This window comes from Prevotella corporis DSM 18810 = JCM 8529, assembly GCF_000430525.1.
Lineage (GTDB): Bacteria > Bacteroidota > Bacteroidia > Bacteroidales > Bacteroidaceae > Prevotella > Prevotella corporis.
In genome coordinates this window covers 76,416-96,087 of record NZ_AUME01000007.1, presented here as the reverse complement: position 1 = coordinate 96,087, position 19,672 = coordinate 76,416, and the positions used below count along the sequence as shown (strand labels likewise).

General features: G+C 46.6%; 15 protein-coding genes. 3 read left to right on the top strand and 12 right to left on the bottom strand.

The genetic code is table 11. The annotated features are described in order from the left end of the window. Positions 1-21 precede the first annotated feature (21 nt). The 12 genes from ftsA to mraZ form a co-directional block, all read right to left on the bottom strand. Positions 22-1,467, bottom strand: a complete 1,446-nt coding sequence (gene ftsA / locus H515_RS0102235) for a cell division protein FtsA (RefSeq protein WP_025875036.1) — start codon at positions 1,465-1,467, stop codon at positions 22-24. A gap of 24 nt (positions 1,468-1,491) precedes the next feature. Continuing rightward, positions 1,492-2,340, bottom strand: coding sequence for a hypothetical protein (locus tag H515_RS0102230; RefSeq protein ID WP_025875037.1), 849 nt, complete (start codon positions 2,338-2,340; stop codon positions 1,492-1,494). 3 nt (positions 2,341-2,343) lie between these two features. Continuing rightward, positions 2,344-3,723, bottom strand: coding sequence for a UDP-N-acetylmuramate--L-alanine ligase (murC, locus tag H515_RS0102225; protein WP_028901525.1), 1,380 nt, complete (start codon positions 3,721-3,723; stop codon positions 2,344-2,346). Between the two features lie 8 nt (positions 3,724-3,731). Continuing rightward, the gene (gene murG, locus H515_RS0102220) at positions 3,732-4,835 is read right to left on the bottom strand and encodes an undecaprenyldiphospho-muramoylpentapeptide beta-N-acetylglucosaminyltransferase (protein WP_025875038.1); all 1,104 of its coding nucleotides are present in this window, start codon (positions 4,833-4,835) and stop codon (positions 3,732-3,734) included. A 460-nt stretch (positions 4,836-5,295) separates the two neighbouring features. Then, entirely contained in the window at positions 5,296-6,561 is a 1,266-nt protein-coding gene (locus tag H515_RS0102215; RefSeq protein WP_025875039.1) for an FtsW/RodA/SpoVE family cell cycle protein, read from the bottom strand. Positions 6,562-6,604: 43 nt separating this feature from the next. Next, entirely contained in the window at positions 6,605-7,936 is a 1,332-nt protein-coding gene (gene murD / locus H515_RS0102210; protein WP_025875040.1) for a UDP-N-acetylmuramoyl-L-alanine--D-glutamate ligase, read from the bottom strand. A 78-nt stretch (positions 7,937-8,014) separates the two neighbouring features. Continuing rightward, the gene (locus H515_RS0102205; RefSeq protein WP_028901524.1) at positions 8,015-9,286 is read right to left on the bottom strand and encodes a phospho-N-acetylmuramoyl-pentapeptide-transferase; all 1,272 of its coding nucleotides are present in this window, start codon (positions 9,284-9,286) and stop codon (positions 8,015-8,017) included. A gap of 49 nt (positions 9,287-9,335) precedes the next feature. Next, positions 9,336-10,793, bottom strand: coding sequence for a UDP-N-acetylmuramoyl-L-alanyl-D-glutamate--2,6-diaminopimelate ligase (locus tag H515_RS0102200; RefSeq protein ID WP_025875041.1), 1,458 nt, complete (start codon positions 10,791-10,793; stop codon positions 9,336-9,338). 42 nt (positions 10,794-10,835) lie between these two features. Continuing rightward, positions 10,836-12,989, bottom strand: coding sequence for a penicillin-binding protein (locus H515_RS0102195; protein WP_025875043.1), 2,154 nt, complete (start codon positions 12,987-12,989; stop codon positions 10,836-10,838). 3 nt (positions 12,990-12,992) lie between these two features. Beyond that, a complete protein-coding gene (locus H515_RS0102190; RefSeq protein ID WP_028901523.1) occupies positions 12,993-13,661 on the bottom strand; it encodes an FtsL-like putative cell division protein in 669 nt (222 codons plus the stop codon). Then, the gene (rsmH, locus tag H515_RS0102185) at positions 13,642-14,598 is read right to left on the bottom strand and encodes a 16S rRNA (cytosine(1402)-N(4))-methyltransferase RsmH (protein ID WP_028901522.1); all 957 of its coding nucleotides are present in this window, start codon (positions 14,596-14,598) and stop codon (positions 13,642-13,644) included. Before rsmH ends, H515_RS0102190 begins: the two co-directional genes overlap by 20 nt. Continuing rightward, the gene (gene mraZ / locus H515_RS0102180; protein ID WP_025875045.1) at positions 14,595-15,080 is read right to left on the bottom strand and encodes a division/cell wall cluster transcriptional repressor MraZ; all 486 of its coding nucleotides are present in this window, start codon (positions 15,078-15,080) and stop codon (positions 14,595-14,597) included. Before mraZ ends, rsmH begins: the two co-directional genes overlap by 4 nt. A 261-nt stretch (positions 15,081-15,341) precedes the next feature. Here mraZ and H515_RS0102175 point away from each other — a divergent pair, with 261 nt between their 5' ends. The 3 genes from H515_RS0102175 to H515_RS0102165 all read left to right on the top strand — a co-directional run bounded on the left by H515_RS0102175 (position 15,342) and on the right by H515_RS0102165 (position 19,283). Next, a complete protein-coding gene (locus tag H515_RS0102175; protein ID WP_028901521.1) occupies positions 15,342-16,157 on the top strand; it encodes a glycerol acyltransferase in 816 nt (271 codons plus the stop codon). A 54-nt stretch (positions 16,158-16,211) separates the two neighbouring features. Next, the gene (locus H515_RS0102170) at positions 16,212-17,201 is read left to right on the top strand and encodes a GNAT family N-acetyltransferase (RefSeq protein ID WP_025875047.1); all 990 of its coding nucleotides are present in this window, start codon (positions 16,212-16,214) and stop codon (positions 17,199-17,201) included. A 666-nt stretch (positions 17,202-17,867) separates the two neighbouring features. Next, a complete protein-coding gene (locus H515_RS0102165) occupies positions 17,868-19,283 on the top strand; it encodes an aspartate ammonia-lyase (RefSeq protein WP_025875049.1) in 1,416 nt (471 codons plus the stop codon). Positions 19,284-19,672: the final 389 nt, after the last annotated feature.

The following is a 19,672-nucleotide window of genomic DNA, read 5'->3' as shown; positions in this document are numbered from 1 at the left end:
TTACCAATCTTTCTGCAATCATTAATCTTCGGGTTCGAGGATAGAACCGCTAAAGTCTTTGATTTTGCGGCTCAACTTGCCCCAGAAGCTGTTCTTTCGCTTTTCTTCCTCTTCCTGTCTGATTCTCTCTTCCTCTTCTTCCCTGCGCTTGCGTTCCTCCTCTTCCAGTCTGCGTCTCTCGGCCTCTGCCTTTTCTTTCTCGGCTGCTGTCAGGACGACTCCCTGTCCTATTTCGGTTGGCTTGCGAGGGGTTTGGTGAATGTCGGTCGTGCTTGAGGTGGTTGTCTTGTTTTCCTCAAAGAGCGACTTGTCAGGATTGATTTCAGCACCGGCGCAGTTCATGTCTCCCTTTGCCAACAATCCCAGAATGGTGTTCATTGTTCCGTTCTTCGCATTGATGTCGGCATCGCCTGAGGTGATGGTGTGTGATACGAACTGCGCAATCCTTATCTTGTTTACGTGTGTATGGTTGCGGAAGGCACGTTCGATGTTCCGCAAATTCGAGCCGCCGCCAGTCAGAATGAAACCACCTAAGAGCTTGTCTATGAACTCTGGGGGAATCTGGTAGATTACATTCTCAATGATTTCCTCCACGCGGGCTTCTACAATCTCGATGAACTTGCGGCTTTCGATTGTTCTATCTGCGTCAAGGGGATAGCTGAGGTTATTGTCGATTTCGTTGTTGTCGGTGTAAGCGCTCGCATACTTCAGCTTCATGGCTTCGGCATCTTTTTCTTCCAGCTGCAAACTGGCAATATCCTTGGTTATATTGGCAGAGCCGAGTGGTAGGACGGCCAAATGACGGAGGATGTTCTTGTAATAGACAGATATGGTTGTCGTATCAGCGCCAAGGTCAACGAGCACGCATCCACCGCGTTTCTCGGCCTCTGTCAGCACGCTGTCTGCCAAAGCGAGTGGCGCAAGGTACATCTCCGCGATTGCAATGCCTGCTTTTTCGAAACAATTGTTCAGGTTGTCGTAGAACGACTTGCGCCAAAGTATGTTCAGGAAGTTGCCTTCCAGATGGTTGGCCTTGATGCCCACGGGGTCGATGGAGTATTGGTTGTCAACCTTATATTCCTGTGTGGCGGCATCAAGAATCTCCTGTTCTTGGTAGGTCATGTTGCGATTGGCGTCCATCAGCTCATTGATCATATCGCTGGTGATGATCGTCTCGCCAGGGAGTTCTTTGACAATGACATTCTTCACGCTGCGAATAGACTGTCCTCCGACACCTACGTAAACATGAGAGATCTCGTGTTTCAGTTGTTTCTTGAGTTTTGTGATGATATTGGTTAAGCACTGCCCTGTCTTGTCGATGTTATAGACTACGCCCTTGCGGATGCATTGCGAGGCGTTTTCCTTGACAACGGCATTCACAGAGATACTTCCGTCAAGGTTTTTCTTGCCGGCGATTCCTGTAATCTTTGATGAGCCCAGTTCAATGGCTACAATGAATTCTGCCATACACGTAAATATTTTTTTCTTCTTTTATTCTGTTGCTTCGTTTTGATACTCTTCTGCCACTGCTTCCTCTTGGCTTTCGTTTGTGGAAGGCTTACGTTTACAGATGATTTGGTTGTCGAACTCCACGTTGATGTATGAGTATTTGTTCCACCCCGCATGTGAGAGTCCATAGCGATAGAACTTCTCCAGTCGGGTGAGTTTTCTCTGAACGAACTCGTCTATTGCCGCTTCATTCTCTGCTTTGTTCTTCTTCATGGGTAGATAGCCTATGAAGAGGATGTGGTCGCCCACTCTTGGCACCAGCTCTATACCTCTGTCGGCGAGCACATTGATTTGTTCTATTTGGTTAAGCCAGAATTGTGACTTGCTGATCGATTTCGCAAGTGGAGCAATTCCGTAATGTGCAAACCACTGGTTGATGTTTCCTGAGGCGATAATCAAGTCGCTTGTGTATTTCGAGTTGGGCAATATTCCACCGTTGTCGTCAAGGTAATAGTCGTCGCCCTTACTGCTTTTGATTCTGACTATTGGCATTCGCTGTGAGATATTAATGTTCACGTGCCCGTTTTCGGTGACATAGCATTGTGCGGTGTTCACGAATGGCCCTACCTTCAGTGCTTCCTCGATTTTCCGTGGTTCAATGAATTTCACTTGCTTGTTGAGCGGATAGAGCTGTTCTTTTACGAGAATTTGCTTTATTTCCTCAGCGCTGAGGAATCCTGCGTTATTGGAGTCGGAGATGTTAATATCCACTTTCGTGCACACACGGTTGCTTTTGTCTGGCGTATTCCAAGATGTGATAGCCATGACCAGATAGAATGCCAGGACGACGTCCAGTATGCAGATGATGATCTTCTTCCAATGAATGCGCATTTTCTATTCTTTTCCTTTTAGGATTTCGGCAATTTCAGGGACATAGTTGTCCAAATTGCCAGCGCCCAGTACCACAAGTACATCGAAGTCGTGTTCTTTTACAAAGTCGATGACTTCGTCTTTCAATATCATCCTACGCTCAACTCCCTCTTTCAGGTTCTCGAAGATGAGCGCCGAGCTAACTCCCGGGATGGGTTCTTCACGTGCCGGATAGATTTCGGTGAGCACCACCTCGTCGAAATGGCTTAGAGCGTCGGCGAATTCTTGATAGAAGTCTCGCGTTCGGGTGTATAAATGAGGTTGGAAGATAACCGTTACCTTACGGTTGGGGTATATCTCCTTGAGGCTTTTGGCACTCTGCAGTATTTCTTTCGGGTGGTGTGCGTAGTCGGACAGGAACACATGCCGGTCGTTTTTGATTTTAAAGTCGAAGCGGCGGTCAACCCCTGCGTATGTCCTCATTCCGTTACGCAGCTCGTCGGCAGAGCATCCGTTAAGTTGGGCCAGAGCCATAGCCGCCACACTGTTCTCGATGTTGATGGGAACGGGCTGTCCCAGCTCTATGTCGGCTACATTCTCGACGGGCGAAACGAAGTCAAAGTGAATCGTTCCGTTTTCTATTCTCACGTTGTCGGCATGGAAATCTCCTTCGTGCCGGCTGTATTCATACACTGTTACGCCTTGCTGCACGTTCTGTCGCATCTCCAAATCCTTGTGGATGACCAAGGCTCCTCCAGGTTGAATCAGCTCAGTGTAGTGGCGGAAGCTCTCAAGGTAAGCCTCTTTTGTTCCGTAGATGTCCAGATGGTCGGGGTCGGTCGATGTTATAACGCTCATCCAGGGCCGTAGCCAATGGAACGATCGGTCGAACTCGTCGGCCTCAATCACCACGTAATCGCTCTTGTCTGACAAGATGTAGTTGGTGCCATAATTCTTTGATATGCCACCGAGGAAGGCGTTGCAGTCAAGATGACTCTGGTGCATGATGTGTGCGCACATCGTCGAAGTGGTGGTCTTGCCGTGTGTTCCGGCAAAGCATAGCCCCTTGTGGGTCTGTGTCAGTCTGCCCAACACCTGTGCACGCTTCTCGATTTCAAATCCATTCTCACGGAAAAAAGCAAGTTCCTTGTGTGTTGCGGGAATGGCTGGCGTGTAGATGACGAGTGTAGATTCCTTCAGTTTGCATTCTTCGGGTATCTGATTGACGTCCTCCTCGTAGTGCAGACGTATGCCTTCTTCTTCCAATCGTCGTGTAAGGTCGGATGGTGTCTTGTCGTATCCTCCTACCACGAGCCCTTTCTGGCGGAAATAGCGGGCTATCGCACTCATGCCTATGCCCCCAGCTCCTACGAAATAAACGGCTTTTATATCTTTGAGTTCCATTGTTCCAATTATTTTATCAGACGCATCACCTCGTCGGCAATGATGTCGGCTGAATCTTTCAGCCCCATTTTTTTCACGTTTTCACTCAGACTTTTTAGTTTTTTGTCGTCGGCGATGGTGCGAAGCGCCAGCGAAAGCAATGTGTTTGGTGCGTCAGCATCCTTGACATACAGAGCTGCTTCCTTGTTGACGAGCGCCATGGCGTTCTTGGTCTGGTGGTCTTCGGCCACGTTGGGGCTGGGGACGAGAATTACCGGTTTGCCGATGAGCTGAAATTCGCTGATGGAACTTGCTCCGGCACGACTGATAATCAGGTCGGCAGCCTTGTAGGCCGTCCCCATATCGCTGATGAAGTCCATCACCTTCAGGTTGGGTTGTTCCTTGCCCTTTATGGCATCAACGATGCTTTGGTGATAGAACTTGCCCGTTTGCCAAATGAATTGTGCGTCAGACTTCTCCACCAAGTCAAGATGCTCCATGATTGAGCGGTTGATAGTTCGTGCTCCGAGGCTTCCCCCTACCAGAAGTATGGTCTTTTTTGTCGGACTCAGCCCGAAACTCTTGCGCGCTTCTTCCTGATCGAGTGGCGACTCCAGTACGTTTTGCCGTACCGGATTGCCCGTCATGATAATTTTGTCGGCTGGGAAGAAACGTTCCATACCCTCGTAGGCCACGCAAATTTTCTGCGCCCTCTTGGCAAGCAACTTGTTGGTTACCCCAGCGTATGAGTTTTGCTCCTGAATCAGACAAGGAATGCTCATCTTTGAGCATTCGTAAAGGGTAGCACCACTGGCATATCCACCCACTCCTACGGCAGCTTGCGGATTGAATTCCTTAATGATTTTCCTGGCAAGTCTGAGACTTTTCCAAAGTTTTATCAGAACGCTGAAGTTCTTTAGTTTGTTGGCCCTGTTGAAACCCTTGATGGGCAGGCCCTTGATTTCATATCCGGCAGCAGGTACTCGCTGCATTTCCATTCGCCCTTCTGCTCCTACAAAGAGTATTTTAGCATCTGGATGTTTAGCTTTGATGGCGTTGGCAATTGATATGGCGGGAAAAATGTGTCCGCCAGTTCCGCCTCCGCTGATAATGATTCTTAACCCTTCGTCCATTGTACTTATCTATTAACTGACAAAGTTAATCATTTTTTTTCTCTTTTTCTAATTTTCAGACCTTTTTAACCCAAATCTGATGCCAGAAACCTCATTAGTCTAAAGTTCTGCCTCTCTTCTTGATTTTTTGAGCGGTCATTGTAAAATAATTTCACAACGGACTTCCCTTTCATTATCTTCCGAGAACCAAAAGGTCATCGATTGTTGCTCAAAAGGTCAGCTTTCATGTTGCAAAAGGTCAGCTTTTAGATTTGAATTTTTACACTGTTGATTTACAGGTCGTTATAATTTCAATTTTAAAAGGATTGACTGTCCATTTTTCTCTTTTCCTTTATTCTGTCAATGCCTGCGCGACAATGATCTCTCTATGCATGTTCGGTTGTTGCATGAGCGGCATGCGGATAGTCGTTGTCAATGCCGTAACTGATTTCGATGAACAATATTCGTGGCTATTCCCACCTTATTGCTGGTCAGTTTTTGTCGAGTCGTTCTCCTCGCTTCGCTGTTTGGCAAATCGGCTGATGCTGAGCAGAGCCCCGATATAGATGCAGTTGATGATGGTCGATGTTCCACCCTTGCTAATCAGTGGCAGTGGCTGTCCGGTTACGGGGGCCAGTCCAACGGCAACCGCCATGTTGAACAGGGCTTGCGTCACCAGTAGAAATGAGATACCCATGGCGAGGAATGCGGGGAATGAATTCTCGCATTTGTTGGCTATCTTTCCCGTCCTGAAAAGCAGTACGATGTAGAGTAGGGCCACGAGCGCCGCTCCCTCAATGCCAATCTCCTCAATGATGATGGCATAAATGAAATCCGAGAAAGCCTGCGAGAGGAAATCGCGCTCGGTGGAGTTCCCCGGTCCTTTTCCCACGACATTCGATGATGCTATGGCAATGTTGGCATGCCCTATCTGTGCGTCCTTGTCGAGGTCGAAATCCTTCGGGGCAACATAAGTGTTGTCGAAAAATTTGTAGATACGCGCCTTCCACGTGTCGGCACGGTGGAACAGCTTGTCAACCAATCCTTCTTTCTTCTCTGTCTCCTGTATGGTTTGCTCCGTGAGGTTCTGTTTCGTGCTCACTTGTGGATTGTTTTTTCCCACAAGCATGACCAACGATAGTGCCAACACTGCTATCAGCGCAATGACACCGAGCAGTTTGCCAATCTGTTTCAGCGGCACACGTCCGACGAACATCATCAGAATGACGGTAAATGAAATGAGCATTGCTGTTGACAGGTTCTCAAAGATGATGGGGATGATAATGAATGCCGACACGATAAGGATGTACTGGAAGGCTTTTTTGTCAGCCCCCTTGTCTGTCTGCATGGCACTGAGTATCTGAGAGATGGCCAGCATGAGTGCCCCCTTTCCAATTTCTGATGGTTGGAACTGTATGCCAATGAACGTTATCCAACGGTTGGCACCGTTGGTGGTCTCTCCCGCAATCCACACCCAAACGAGTGTGATGAACGAGAACATAAGCAGGATGGGAGTTGCCAGCTTGAAGTAGCGGCATTTGATGTTCATGACGACTATCATCATGAACGCACCAAGGAACAAGGTGCCGCCATGCTTGAGAATAGGACTCCAGTAGTTGCCGCCTTTGTACGACAACGAACTTGAGGCGGAGTAAACCTCAATGATGCTTATCATGCAAAGGAAGAAAAAGACCATCCAGATTACTTTGTCCCCTTTGAAAATATTGCTAAGTGACCAGTTGCTCATTTATGTCGATAAGGATTTATTTACCTATTTTCTTTCTCAGGTCCTACAGTGCTCTGACCAATGTCTTGAACTGTTCGCCACGGTCTTCCATGTTCTTGAACAGGTCGAAACTGGCGCAACAAGGGCTGAGCAGCACTGTGTCGCCAGCCTTCGCCATCTCGTAGCAAGCCTCTATGCACTCTTTCATGGAGTGGGTGTCGCGCACAGGGATGCCGAGTGAGTCGAAATTGTCGTGTAGTTTCTTATTGTCGGCTCCCAGATAGACCAGTCCTACGCACTTCTCTTTTACAAGGTCTTTGATGGCACTGTAGTCGTTTCCTTTGTCCTTGCCCCCGATAATGAGAATGGTCGGGGTTCTCATGCTCTCCAGTGCATACCAGCAGGCATCGACATTGGTAGCCTTTGAGTCGTTGATGTATTGCACTCCAGCCACTTTGCACACTTTCTCCAAGCGGTGCTCGACACCCGGAAAGTTGCTCAGGCTCTTGCGGATGTCTTCTTTCTTGATACCACTGATGTTCGATGCTATACCGGCTGCCAGCGAGTTGTAGATGTTGTGCTTGCCAGTCAGCGATAGAGACTCTTGCTCCATGTTGAAAGGAGTGGGCTCCTCGATGGTGTACTGTCCTTCCTCGATATAACCGATGCAGCCTTTCTCCTTAAGTTCAGAGAAGGGGTATTGCACGGCTCGGACGTCGAATTTCTCCAGTTCCTTCTTGATGACAGGATCGTCGTTCCAATAAATGAAGCTGTCCTCCTCCGTCTGATTTTGGATGATACGCATCTTTGCGTCGGCATAGTTCTCGAACTTGAAGTCGTACCGGTCGAGGTGGTCGGGTGTGATGTTGAGCAATATGGCAATGTTGGCATGGAAGTCATACATGTTGTCGAGTTGGAAACTGCTCAATTCGATGATGTAATAGGCATGAGGCTCTTCGGCGATTTGCAAAGCCAGACTCTTCCCGATGTTTCCGGCCAGTCCAACGTCGTAGCCGGCATCCTTGAATATATGGAAGATGAGGCTTGTGGTCGTTGTCTTTCCGTTGCTCCCGGTGATACATATCATCTTGGAGTTGGTGTAACGGCCGGCAAATTCAATCTCGCTGATGATGTGTGTGCCCTGCTTGATAAGCCTCTGTATCATCGGGGCTTCCTTCGGTATGCCTGGACTCTTGATGACCTCGTCGGCACTGAGTATTTTTTCCTCAGTGTGGTGTCCTTCTTCCCATTGGATGTGATGGTCGTTGAGCAGCTTCTTGTACTTGTCCTTAATGGCCGACATATCCGAAACGAACACGTCGAAGCCCTTTGCCTTAGCAAGTACGGCTGCACCTGCTCCACTTTCGCCTGCTCCTAAAACAACTATTCTTTTCATAATTTTTTGTTTGTTCCATCGGCTGGGTTGGTTGTCACCCCATTCTCCCAGCTGTTGTTTTCTATTTCCCCTTTATCTCTATCTTATCTTCAATGTGATGATGGCTAAGGCCGCGAGGATGATGGTCGTAATCCAGAAACGGATGGTAATCTTGCTTTCGTGGATGGCCGAGTGCGGTGTCTTGACAACATACTGACAGTCGGGATCGAGCTGACTGTCCTGTGTGCGGAAGTTGTCGTGAATTGGCGTGCGCTTGAAGATGCGTCGCTTGATGCCTTTCCGCTTTCCTGTCTTGAAGTAATACACCTGTATGATCACGCTTAGGCTCTCGACGAAGAAAATTCCGCAAAGAATAGGCAATAGCAATTCCTTGTGGATGATGATGGCTCCGACTGCGATGATGCCGCCAATCGTCAGACTTCCTGTATCGCCCATGAATACCTGTGCCGGATAAGCGTTGTACCAGAGAAATCCAATCAGTGCACCAATAAATGCCATGAAGAATACCACCAGTTCCTCCGATCCTGGTATGTACATGATGTTTAAGTAGGCTGCGTATTGTATGTGGCTGCTCACGTAGGCGAAGATTCCGAGTGCCACACCTATGATGGCGGAGTTGCCTGCACACATCCCGTCCATTCCATCGTTCAGGTTGGCGCCGTTTGACACGGCTGTCACCACGAAAATGGTCATCACGACAAACAGAATCCAACCGGCAGCCGTCTTGTATTTGCCACAGAAGGACATGATTTTAGAGTAGTCGAGATTGTGGTCCTTCATAAAAGGGATGGTCGTCTTGAGCGTCTTTTCAGCTTTTTCCTTGTGTTGCACCACGATTTCCTGTCCATTTTCCTGCATCACCTCAAGGTTGATGTTCGACTTGACGTCAGGTGAGGCCCAAAGGACAAGGCCCACTATCAAGCCAATGGTAATTTGACCGACCACCTTGTACTTACCCTTCAGTCCATCCTTGTTGTGTCGAAATATCTTGATGAAGTCGTCCATACCTCCGAGAAGTCCCAGCCACAGGGTGGTGATAACCATTAGGATGAGGTAGATGTTGCGCAATCGCCCAAGAAGCAGCACGGGTATGAGTAAGGCCACGATGATGATGATACCTCCCATTGAGGGAACGCCAATCTTGTTGACACCAAACGGGTCGATGCTTGCATCGCGTTGAGTCTCACTGATTTGTTTTCTTTTGAGATACTTGATGAATTTCTCGCCGAACCAAGCAGAGATGACCAAAGCCAGAATCAGCGCCAGTATGGCCCTGAAACTGATGTAACCCCAGAGGTGTGAGCCACTGATGCCAAAATGATCGAGCCATCGGAAAATGTAATATAGCATAATATCTTTGTTAAGTTGTTGCGCCCAGTAGGACTTTCATCCTTGAAGTTTACTGAATGCCAAATATATCCTTTATGACCTCATGGTCGTCGAAGTGGTGCTTGACACCATTGATTTCCTGATAGGTCTCGTGTCCCTTTCCGGCCACGAGTATCACGTCTCCCTTCTCAGCCATCATGCAAGCGGTGCGGATAGCCTCGCGTCGGTCAACAATGCTGAGTACTTTTTTCTTCTGCGTATTGTCGAGACCCGCTATCATGTCGTCGATGATGGCCTGTGGCTCTTCGTCGCGTGGATTGTCGCTGGTCAGTATCACTTTGTTGCTCCGCTTGACTGCTTCCACAGCCATCAGCGGCCGCTTACCCTTGTCGCGGTTTCCTCCTGCTCCGCAAACGGTGATTACTTTTCCACCTTTGCCATCGAGTACGTCGTGGATGGCTATCAGCACGTTCTCCAATGCGTCAGGCGTATGGGCATAGTCAACAATCGCTGTGTAGCCTTCGGGCGAATTGATGGGTTCTAACCTGCCGTTGACGCTCTTCAGTGTGCTGAGCGCCAATAAGACTTCGTCGGCCTGTTTGCCCAGCATGATGGCGCAACCGTAAACGGCAAGAAGGTTGCTGACGTTGAATTTTCCGATAAATTGCACACCCACTTCCTTGCCGTTCACCTCAAGGTACATTCCCTCAAAGTGGCACTCCAAGATTCTCGCACGGAAATCTGCCATGCGTTTAACGGAGTAAGTCTTTACTTTTGCCTTGCAGTTTTGTACCATTATCATGCCGTTCTTGTCGTCGGCATTGGTTATGGCGAAAGCGTCTTTCGTCAAGTCGTCGAAAAACATCTTCTTTGCATTACGGTAATTCTCGAAGGTCTTGTGGTAGTCGAGGTGGTCTCGTGTGAGATTGGTGAACAGACCACCGGCAAATTTCAGTCCGCCAATGCGCCTTTGGTGAATGGCATGGCTCGAACATTCCATGAAAGCGTACTCGCATCCTGCCTCAACCATTCTGCTCAATAGTATGTTCAGCTCGATAGGGTCGGGGGTTGTGTGGTCGGCTGGTACCTCAACGTCGTTAATGTAGTTGCATACCGTTGAGAGAAGGCCTACCTTGTGGCCGAACTTTCGAAACATATTATATAATAATGTGGCAATGGTGGTTTTTCCATTTGTGCCTGTAACTCCCACCAACTTCAGCTTGTGTGAGGGATTTCCGTAGAAAATCGTCGCGACTTTCCCCACGGCATCTTCGGTTGACTTCACCTGTATGTAAGTAACTCCTTCTGAAAGTTGCTCTGGCATATCCTCAACCAAGATGGCGGTTGCGCCAAGCTCTATCGCTTTCGGGATAAAGCGATGCCCGTCTGTCTGTGTACCCTTAATGGCTACAAACAGATGGCCGTCCTTTATCTTACGGCTGTCAATGTTGATGCCTGCAATTTCAATGTCGGTCTTACCACTGATGGTTAGTGGTTTGACAGTCTTCAGTAAATCACTTAATTTCATATTCTGATTCTTAATTTTCTTCTCGTAAATAAGTGTCGCCATTTATCCGAGCGACAGAATGCAAATCATGCCTTTTTTGATCCTTTCACCAGGAGCGAGCGACTGTCGGAGTACTTTCCCTCTCCCGTTGACTCTCACTTTTATTCCCCGTCTTTCCATAATATAGACTGCGTCACGGGCTCCCATAGCATGGACGTCAGGGACTGTGTAGTTATTGGTGCTGCCAGCCTTGTTCAGCATCACGCCACTCTTGTTGCTCTCTACTGTTCCCCATACGGGAGTGCCAAATGGATAAGCGCCGTTCCATCCGTTCTTGACATTGAAGCCAAGGAAATTGAGAACATAGTCGGTAGCCAACAGATTTCCGTTTTTTGCGGTAGGAATGAGCAATGACACTGAGTCTCTGGCGTCAGTAACGCTTAGTTTCAGATTCTGTGCCATGATGCCTTCGGCAATGTGATGGAACACGACGCCGCTCATACCACCTCCAGAAGCTGGCAGCCCTGACTTCTGAATGCACACAATGCAGCTATAACGTGGCTTGTCGGCTGGAAAAAAGCCCGCAAAGCTAAGCAAATAGTTCGTCACACCCGACTTGTAGCCCAACGCTCCTTTCGACATCTGTGCCGTACCGGTCTTTCCTGCCACAGAGAACTTGTCGGAGCCAGCCTTCTTTCCCAATCCTTCCGATACTACTTCGGTCAAAATGCGCTGGATTTGGGTAATGGTTGATTCCTTTGCAATTCTCTCATGAAGCACCTGTGGAGGATAATCGATAACGACTTCACCATCTTTGATTACCTGTTTGACAAAGCGTGGGCGCATCATTTTTCCGTTATTCGCGATGGCATTGTAGAAAGAAAGCGTCGATATCGGTGGTACTTGGGTTTCGTAACCGATACTCATCCATGCCAGAGCCGTTGCGCTCCAGTTGGTGTATTGGTTACGTTTGTTCTTCTGTGGCATTCGGATTTTAGCCGGAGAGTAGCCGATGATAGGAATTTTTAAGTCGTCTGCCAAGCCCATTCGGTGAATTCCCTGAACGAATTTCTCTGGATTCTTGTGATAATGCAGATCGATGATACGGCTTACACCGATATTTGAACTGTATTTCAAAGTCCATGGGAGCATCAATGTTCCATAGCCACCGCGGCGCCAGTTGTGGTCTTTCATGTCTCGTCCATACATATTCCATACACCGCCTCCCGTTTCAATGTTGTAGGTGGTGTCAACTACTCCGTCATCCAGTGCCACCATTATAGAGGCTGTCTTGAAAACCGAGCCAGGTTCCAACAAGTCGCTGACCGCATGATTTTTGATTTCTCGGTATTCGCCGTCATCGCACTTGTCGAGGTTCACAATAGCCTTGATGTCTCCGGTAGCAACCTCCATGACTATGGCAACGCCGACATTGCCATTAATCTGTCTTAGCTCATCGATGAGCGCTCGTTCAGCAAGGTCTTGCATGCCAACATCAATCGTTGTGACGATGTCTGCGCCGTCGATTGGAGGTGTGTCGGTGATGTCGAGGAACTTGTTTCTTACTTTTCTACGGTGTTTCACGCCATCCGTTCCTCGCAGAATTTTGTCGTAATAGAGCTCAAGTCCGCATCTTGCCGTGTCCTTTGCACCATACAAGTCGCCTACAGTGCGCTTTGCAAGTGAACCGAACGGTCGGCGGCGGGCATTAAATTCTTCCCAATGGAATCCACTTCTATATATAGAAAGGTGGAAAATGGGAAGTTTCTGCACCTCCTTGAACGTGTTATAGTCTATTCGTTTGTTCCAAATGGCGAAGTGACGGCGATTTCCTTCAAGAGCTTCCATCAGGTCTTTCTTGAAAAGTTGAGCGCTTTTTTCTGGGAAAATCTCATTCAACCCTTTGGCTATGTAATCGATACTATCGACAAAAGCAGTGTCGTTGCCTGCCTTTTTCAGGGCATCGAAGTCCATGTATATCTTGAATTCTGGCAAAGAACTGGCCATCAGTTCTCCGTCAGAACTGAGAATGTTTCCTCGAATCGGTGTGATAGGGACACTGTCTTTTTTCTGTTTCGAAGATACCTCCATCCAATAATTCCGCTTGGCAGTCATAGTATAGACTGCCTTGCTGAGGATAGCCACGGAAAACAGTGACATTGCAATGGCAATGACACTATACCGGGGTATGATTTTTCGATTATTGAACTTGCTCATATCTTATTTGTCTGGTACATTGATGATGAATGGTGGACGGTCAGACATCTTTAAAACACTGTCCTTGTTTGTTTTCAGAATCTCCAACACATGGCTCTCTCGCGAACGTTCGGTCAGTTGGCTGCTGCTTGAAAGTGCACGGTATTTGGCATCTTCAAGTTCTAGACTCAATTTGTCTATTTCTATCAGGTCTTTCTGGACGCTGTAGCGATTGGAAATATAGACAATGATGAAGAATACCACAAGGATAATCAGCCATATATTGTTTCTGAGAAGCTGTGCGTAAAGAATATCTCCGCCAATAATCTTCTTCAGTGTGAAGTTGGCTGATGATGGTTGCTCGTCCTCCCGTGCCTGTTCAGCTATGGCTGCTTTCAGTGCAGCTTCTTCGGCAGCAATTCTTACCTGTTCCTTATATTCTGCCTCTCTTCTATCTCTTTCCTTTTGCTCTTCCTCTTGGCGCAACGCTTTCTCTTCCAGAGTCTCGATGGGAATTTCCTCAACGTTCTCCTTCCTATCGATCTCAGTCTCCAATCCTTCTGAGACTATCTCAGTGGTAGTCTGTCGCAGCTCTTCTATCGCCACGGCATCAACCGTAATCTCTGAGTCACTCGATAGAATCGGCTCACCAATTATTTCCGGATCATTGATGTTAATCTTGTTGTCGTCCATCTTCTTTCTTTTCTGCAATTCTGAGTTTAGCGCTGCGGCTACGTGGATTGTTGTCCAGCTCCTCTTGACTGGGGACAATCACTTTATTGTTGATGAGTTGGAAAGGGGACTCTATTCTTCCAAAGAAATCCTGTTTAACCTTTCCTTCGGCATTGCCTGTCTTCATCATATTCTTGACAATTCTGTCTTCCAGCGAGTGGTAAGTGATGATGGAGATTCTGCCTCCAGGCCTCAAATACTCTTGGGTCGCCTGCATCATCTCTCGAAGGGCGTCCATTTCGTGGTTCACTTCTATTCGAAGGGCCTGGAAAAGCTTTGCCATTTCCTTCTTCTCGCGCTCTTTTTTGAATAGCGGCTCGACGATGGATTGAAAGTCGGCTGTTGACAGGATGGGCTTCTCCTTTCTTCTGTTGACAATAGCTGCTGCAATCTTTCTCGACTTTTTGAGCTCTCCGTACAAATAGAACAAATCGGCAAGCCTTCCCTCGTCATAATCTTGCAGTATGTCGGCTGCGGTTTTGCCAGCTCGTTTGTTCATTCTCATGTCGAGTGGGGCATCGAATCGGAACGAGAATCCTCGTTCCTCGTCGTCGAAGTGATGACTGCTCACTCCCAAGTCGCCAAGAAGTCCGTCAATTTTTTCGATTCCGTAGTAGCGCATCCAGTTTTTCAAATACCGAAAGTTGGAACGGACAAAAGTGAATTTTCCCACTCCTTGCTGTTGTCCGTCGATGTCTCTGATGTTCTGTTCGGCATCGGCATCTTGGTCGAAACTGAACAGACGGCCTTTACTGCTCAGTCTTGAGAGAATCTCCATGCTGTGCCCGCCACCTCCGAAGGTGACATCCACATAGATGCCATCGGGGTTGATGTTCAGACCGTCGATGCTTTCCTTTAGCAAGACGGGAACATGATATGTCTCGGCAGTCCTGATCATTTTGAGAGTTTTGCTTCTTCGTTCTGGCTGTTGGCAGTGTCTGTATCGCTCATGGCCTCCTCCAGAGCTTTGCTGAAATCTTCTGTATCGAGGAAACGTTCCCGGCTGTCGTTATTCCATATTTCAATGCAGTCGTCCATGCCGATAAACTTGATATGCTGCTCAATGTTAGCCATTCTCAAGTATCTCTTGGAAATCAGGAAACGCCCGTTTCCGTCAAGCGTTATCATCTCGACATCGGACACGAACTGCCTGTATATCATCTGATCACGTTTGTTCCAACGGTTGAGTTTCTGGCGCAGGCAGTCCAACATGTTGTTCCACACAGATTCGGGATAAAGCACCAGACAGTCTTGAAAGACATCTTTTCGCAAGATAAGCGACTCTTCGTTGGAAGTGCTCAATACCTTGCGGAAACTGGCTGGCAGAAAGGCTCTTCCTTTCGCATCAGTCTTTGCTTCTATGCTTCCTAAAAATCTCATGTGTACCTCTTTATTGTCTAAACTCGCTTCAAAGTTAAGTATTTTTCCCCACATTTCACCACTATACACCACAATATTTGTGTAAAAACTGGTTTTTTGCGAATTTTAACAGCCGAACGTTTGTGATTGGCTTTTAAACAACTTGGTAATGCCTGTGTCAAATTTGTGAATTTTTTACATTTTCTCGTAAAAAAATCCTCTTATTTCAAAAGGTTTCTTTATTTTTGCATCAGTAATAAGATTTGAGAGCTAACAAGAGATATGGAGAAAACCATCGATATTGACAAAATACTTGCGGGGAAAATGGGTGCGAAGTCCAAATACGTGCCAGGCTTTGTCGTCAAATGGTTGAAACGTATCATTCACGAGGACGAGGTAAACCGTTTCTTGTGGGAAAGTAGAGACAAGGTTGGAACAGAGTGGCTTACCGAGTGTGTACGCTATCTTGATATGACACTTCAGCTCGAAGGAGTTGAGAATTTGCCCGACAAGAACGACGGCAAGTTATATACCTTTGTTTCCAACCATCCGTTGGGCGGGCAGGACGGAGTGGCCTTGGGCTCAATCATCGGACGGCATTATGATGGGAAATTCCGTTATCTTGTCAATGACTTGCTGCTCAACCTTCCTGGCTTAAGACCAGTGAGTATCGGCATCAACAAGACTGGCAAGCAGAACCGCGATTTTCCTCGCATGGTTGAGGCTGGATTTTCAAGCGACAACCACATGCTGATGTTCCCAGCTGGGTTGAACAGCCGAAAGATTGACGGTAAAATCCACGATCTTCCTTGGACAAAGACTTTTATCACGAAGAGTGTAGAGTACAAGCGCGATGTCGTTCCGATTTTCTTCAGCGGACAAAATTCAGAACGGTTCTACAGAATAGCTCATTTCAGCGACAAGTACATCAAGAAAGTGAACATCGCAATGCTGTTTCTCGTCGATGAGATGTATAAAAACGTAGGAAAGACATTCAGGATATCGTTCGGAAAACCTATCCCGTGGCAGACTTTCGACAGGAGTAAAACACCGATGGAATGGGCTAAATTCGTCGAGGATAAGGTCTATGAGCTGTAAATGCTGACGAGTCGTGATCAGGAACAAAGTGAGGAAGCATAAAAACCAGATGTTATGGAAGAAGAAATTATCCAGCCTGTTGATAAGGAACTCCTGAAGAGTGAGCTTATCTCTGATAGACTGCTGCGTGTGACCAATAAGAGCCACAACGAGATTTATGTGATTTCGGCAGACGAGGCGCCTCACGTGATGGATGAGATTGGCCGACTGCGCGAGATAGCCTTCCGAAGTGCTGGTGGTGGGACTGGAAAGGCCAAGGACATAGATGAATTCGATTTGATGCCTGGTTGTTGCAAGCAACTCATCGTCTGGAATCCGGAAGCCGAGGAAATCATCGGGGGCTATCGCTACGTGTTCGGAGCTGACTGGCAGCTTGATGGCGACGGACAACCGATGCTGGCTACCAGTCACATGTTCCACTTCTCCGATAAGTTCATGAAGGAGTATGCTCCCTATACCGTTGAGCTGGGGCGTTCCTTCGTGTCGCTCGAATACCAGAATGCCCGTAGGAACAGCAAGAGTATCTTTGCGCTTGACAACCTTTGGGACGGTCTTGGAGCTTTGATAGTGCTCAACCCCAAATGTAAATACTTCTTCGGAAAGATGACCATGTACCCCTCGTACATCCGCAGGGGACGCGACTTGATTCTCTATTTCCTCAAGAAGTATTTTGATGATAAGGACGATTTGATTATCCCGATTAAACCGTTGGAAATCGATACTCCTGAGTCGGAGCTTGAGACATTCTTCACAGGCAAAACCTTCAAGGAGGATTATCGAATCCTGAACCGTGAAATTCGTCAGTCGGGATTCAACATCCCGCCATTGGTGAATGCTTATATGAACCTGTCGCCGACGATGAAACTTTTTGGTACGGCCATCAACTATGGATTTGGCGATGTCGAAGAGACAGGCATTTTGATAGCAGTTGATGAGATTTTTGAAGAAAAACGAATCCGTCACATAGAGAGTTACGTGAAGGATCATCCGGAGGCTCTCAATTTCACAAGTGGTGCAAACAACGTGATTTATCAGGAAAAATAAAAATTTGTAAATTCCTTGCTGGAGAATTGTAGGTTTGCGAGCCTGTTTTTGGGAGAAAATCAATTAAAGTAATATTATTTTACACATTACTTTTGAGGATGCATTTTGTAACAGATTGTGAAAAAGTTTTTTATGTTTCGCTCTTCAAAAGCTACCCCTTTGCTATTTGTTTGTCCAAGGATGGAGAATTGTTTGCATGATATTTTATATTTATAATTGTTTAGTTTTAAACAATATTTCGAAAATCCGTTTTCGTTTTCAGATACCTATATTTGCTTTTCTTAAATTTAAAATGTGTCTTTTCTTTTGCTATCAATATTAATGATGACCTGTTTCATTTTCATAATAAAAGTACGATGAAATTAGTTCATATTATAAGGTTGATGATTATTAAATTAGTCGTATTGTTATAATTATCTATCAAAATGTAATTATACGTTTTTATCAATATTTAGATTGTCTTGCTACCTTTGATAAAATGCCGTTAAAGATAGTTAATGTCATGAAGGATTTTATACTTTCATGAGCGCCCCCCATAAATAAATTACTATTTTTGCAATAATTTATAGAAGTAATCTAATAAAAAAAACAAGTAATATAACTATATACCTAAGCCTTATAGAAACAGGCTTAAACTAACAATCTCATTTAACAAACGTATTTAGAATGGAAAAAGAAACAAAATTCCGCGTAGAGAGTGACCTTTTGGGCGAACTTCAGGTACCTGCCAATGCTTATTATGGTGTTCAGACCCAGCGTGCGGTAAACAACTACCGCATTTCTACCATGAAAATGTGTGACTATCCAGATTATGTAATCGCCGCCGCTTATGTAAAGTTGGCTGCTGTTGAAACAAACCGCCAGTTAGGTGAAATCAACGACGAGATCTGCGATGCTATGGCACAGGCTTGCCGCGAAATTATTGATGGCAAATTCCACGAAGATTTCGTTACCGACATGGTACAAGGCGGTGCTGGAACGTCGGTGAATATGAATGCTAATGAAGTAATCGCTAACCGTGCATGCGAAATTCTTGGTCATAAGAAGGGCGAACACAAATATTGCGCACCTAACGACCATGCAAACTGTGGTCAGTCAACCAACGATGCTTATCCAACAACAATCCGTTTGGCATTGATCCGTATGAATAAGACCCTCGTTGAGTCTTTGACAAAGCTGGTTGCCTCATTCCGCGCTAAGGGAGAGGAGTTCAAGAGCGTAATCAAGATGGGCCGTACACAGTTGCAGGACGCTGTTCCAATGACCGCTGGTCAGGAGTTCAACGCTTTTGCCAACACGTTGGAAGGTGAAATCAAGAACCTGAATGCTGCTGCGGCATTGCTTCACGAAATCAACATGGGTGGCACAGCTATCGGAACAGGTCTGAATGCTGCTCCAGGATTCCCCGAAATCTGTGCGAAGAAGCTCACAGAGTTGACCGGCATGGAGTTCAAAGCTGCTTCTGACCTTGTTGCTGCTACTCCTGACACAGGTGATTATGTAAGCTACAGTCAGGCAATGAAGCACTTGGCTGTTAAGCTCTCAAAGATCTGCAACGACCTCCGCTTGATGGCTTCTGGCCCACGTTGCGGTCTTCACGAAATCAACCTTCCTCCAATGGCCCCTGGTTCAAGTATCATGCCTGGCAAGGTGAACCCTGTTATTCCTGAAGTAACCAATCAGACATGCTTCAAAGTGATGGGTAACGATACAACCATCATGATGGCTGCTGAGGCCGGACAGTTGCAGTTGAACGTCATGGAGCCTATCATCATGCAATGTCTGACTGAAGACATCACATGGATGACAAATGCAATGAACACCTTGCGTGAGAAGTGCGTTGACGGCATCACAGTGAATGCAGAGCACACAAGCAAGATGGTGAAACACTCTATTGGCATTGTAACTGCTCTTAACCCATACATCGGCTACAAGAACAGTACGAAGATTGCCAAGGAAGCACTTGAGACAGGTGGCTCTGTTTATGATCTCGTGCTTGCAAAGGGTGTTCTTGCAAAGGAGCAGCTCGACAAGATTCTTTCTCCGGAGCACATGTTGGGCTCTGAGGAAAGAGTAAAATAATGAAATATACTTCATGAGTGAGTCGTGTGGATGAGGCATGGTCCGATTCCACACGATTTCTTTTCTGTCTGTTGGTGTCGAAACCGACCGTTGGAGTTGTCAAATCACCCGTCGTTTGGTACAAAGGAAAAGTCCCGATATCATGTCATTACTGATGATACCGGGACTTTTTTATCTTTTTAATCTCAACTTTCTTTTCTCTAATCAGGCAGTCAAATTCCGATTGACATTGATGGCCTGTGCTACGGTAGCAGCTACAACTGCTATTACTAATAATACTGTTATCATAATTTTTTTACCTTTCTGGGAACCCTTTGCTCCCGTTTCAATTAATTTTATCCACTGTTTTACGGGTGCAAAGTTAGTACTTACAGCAGAGTTAGGCAAGT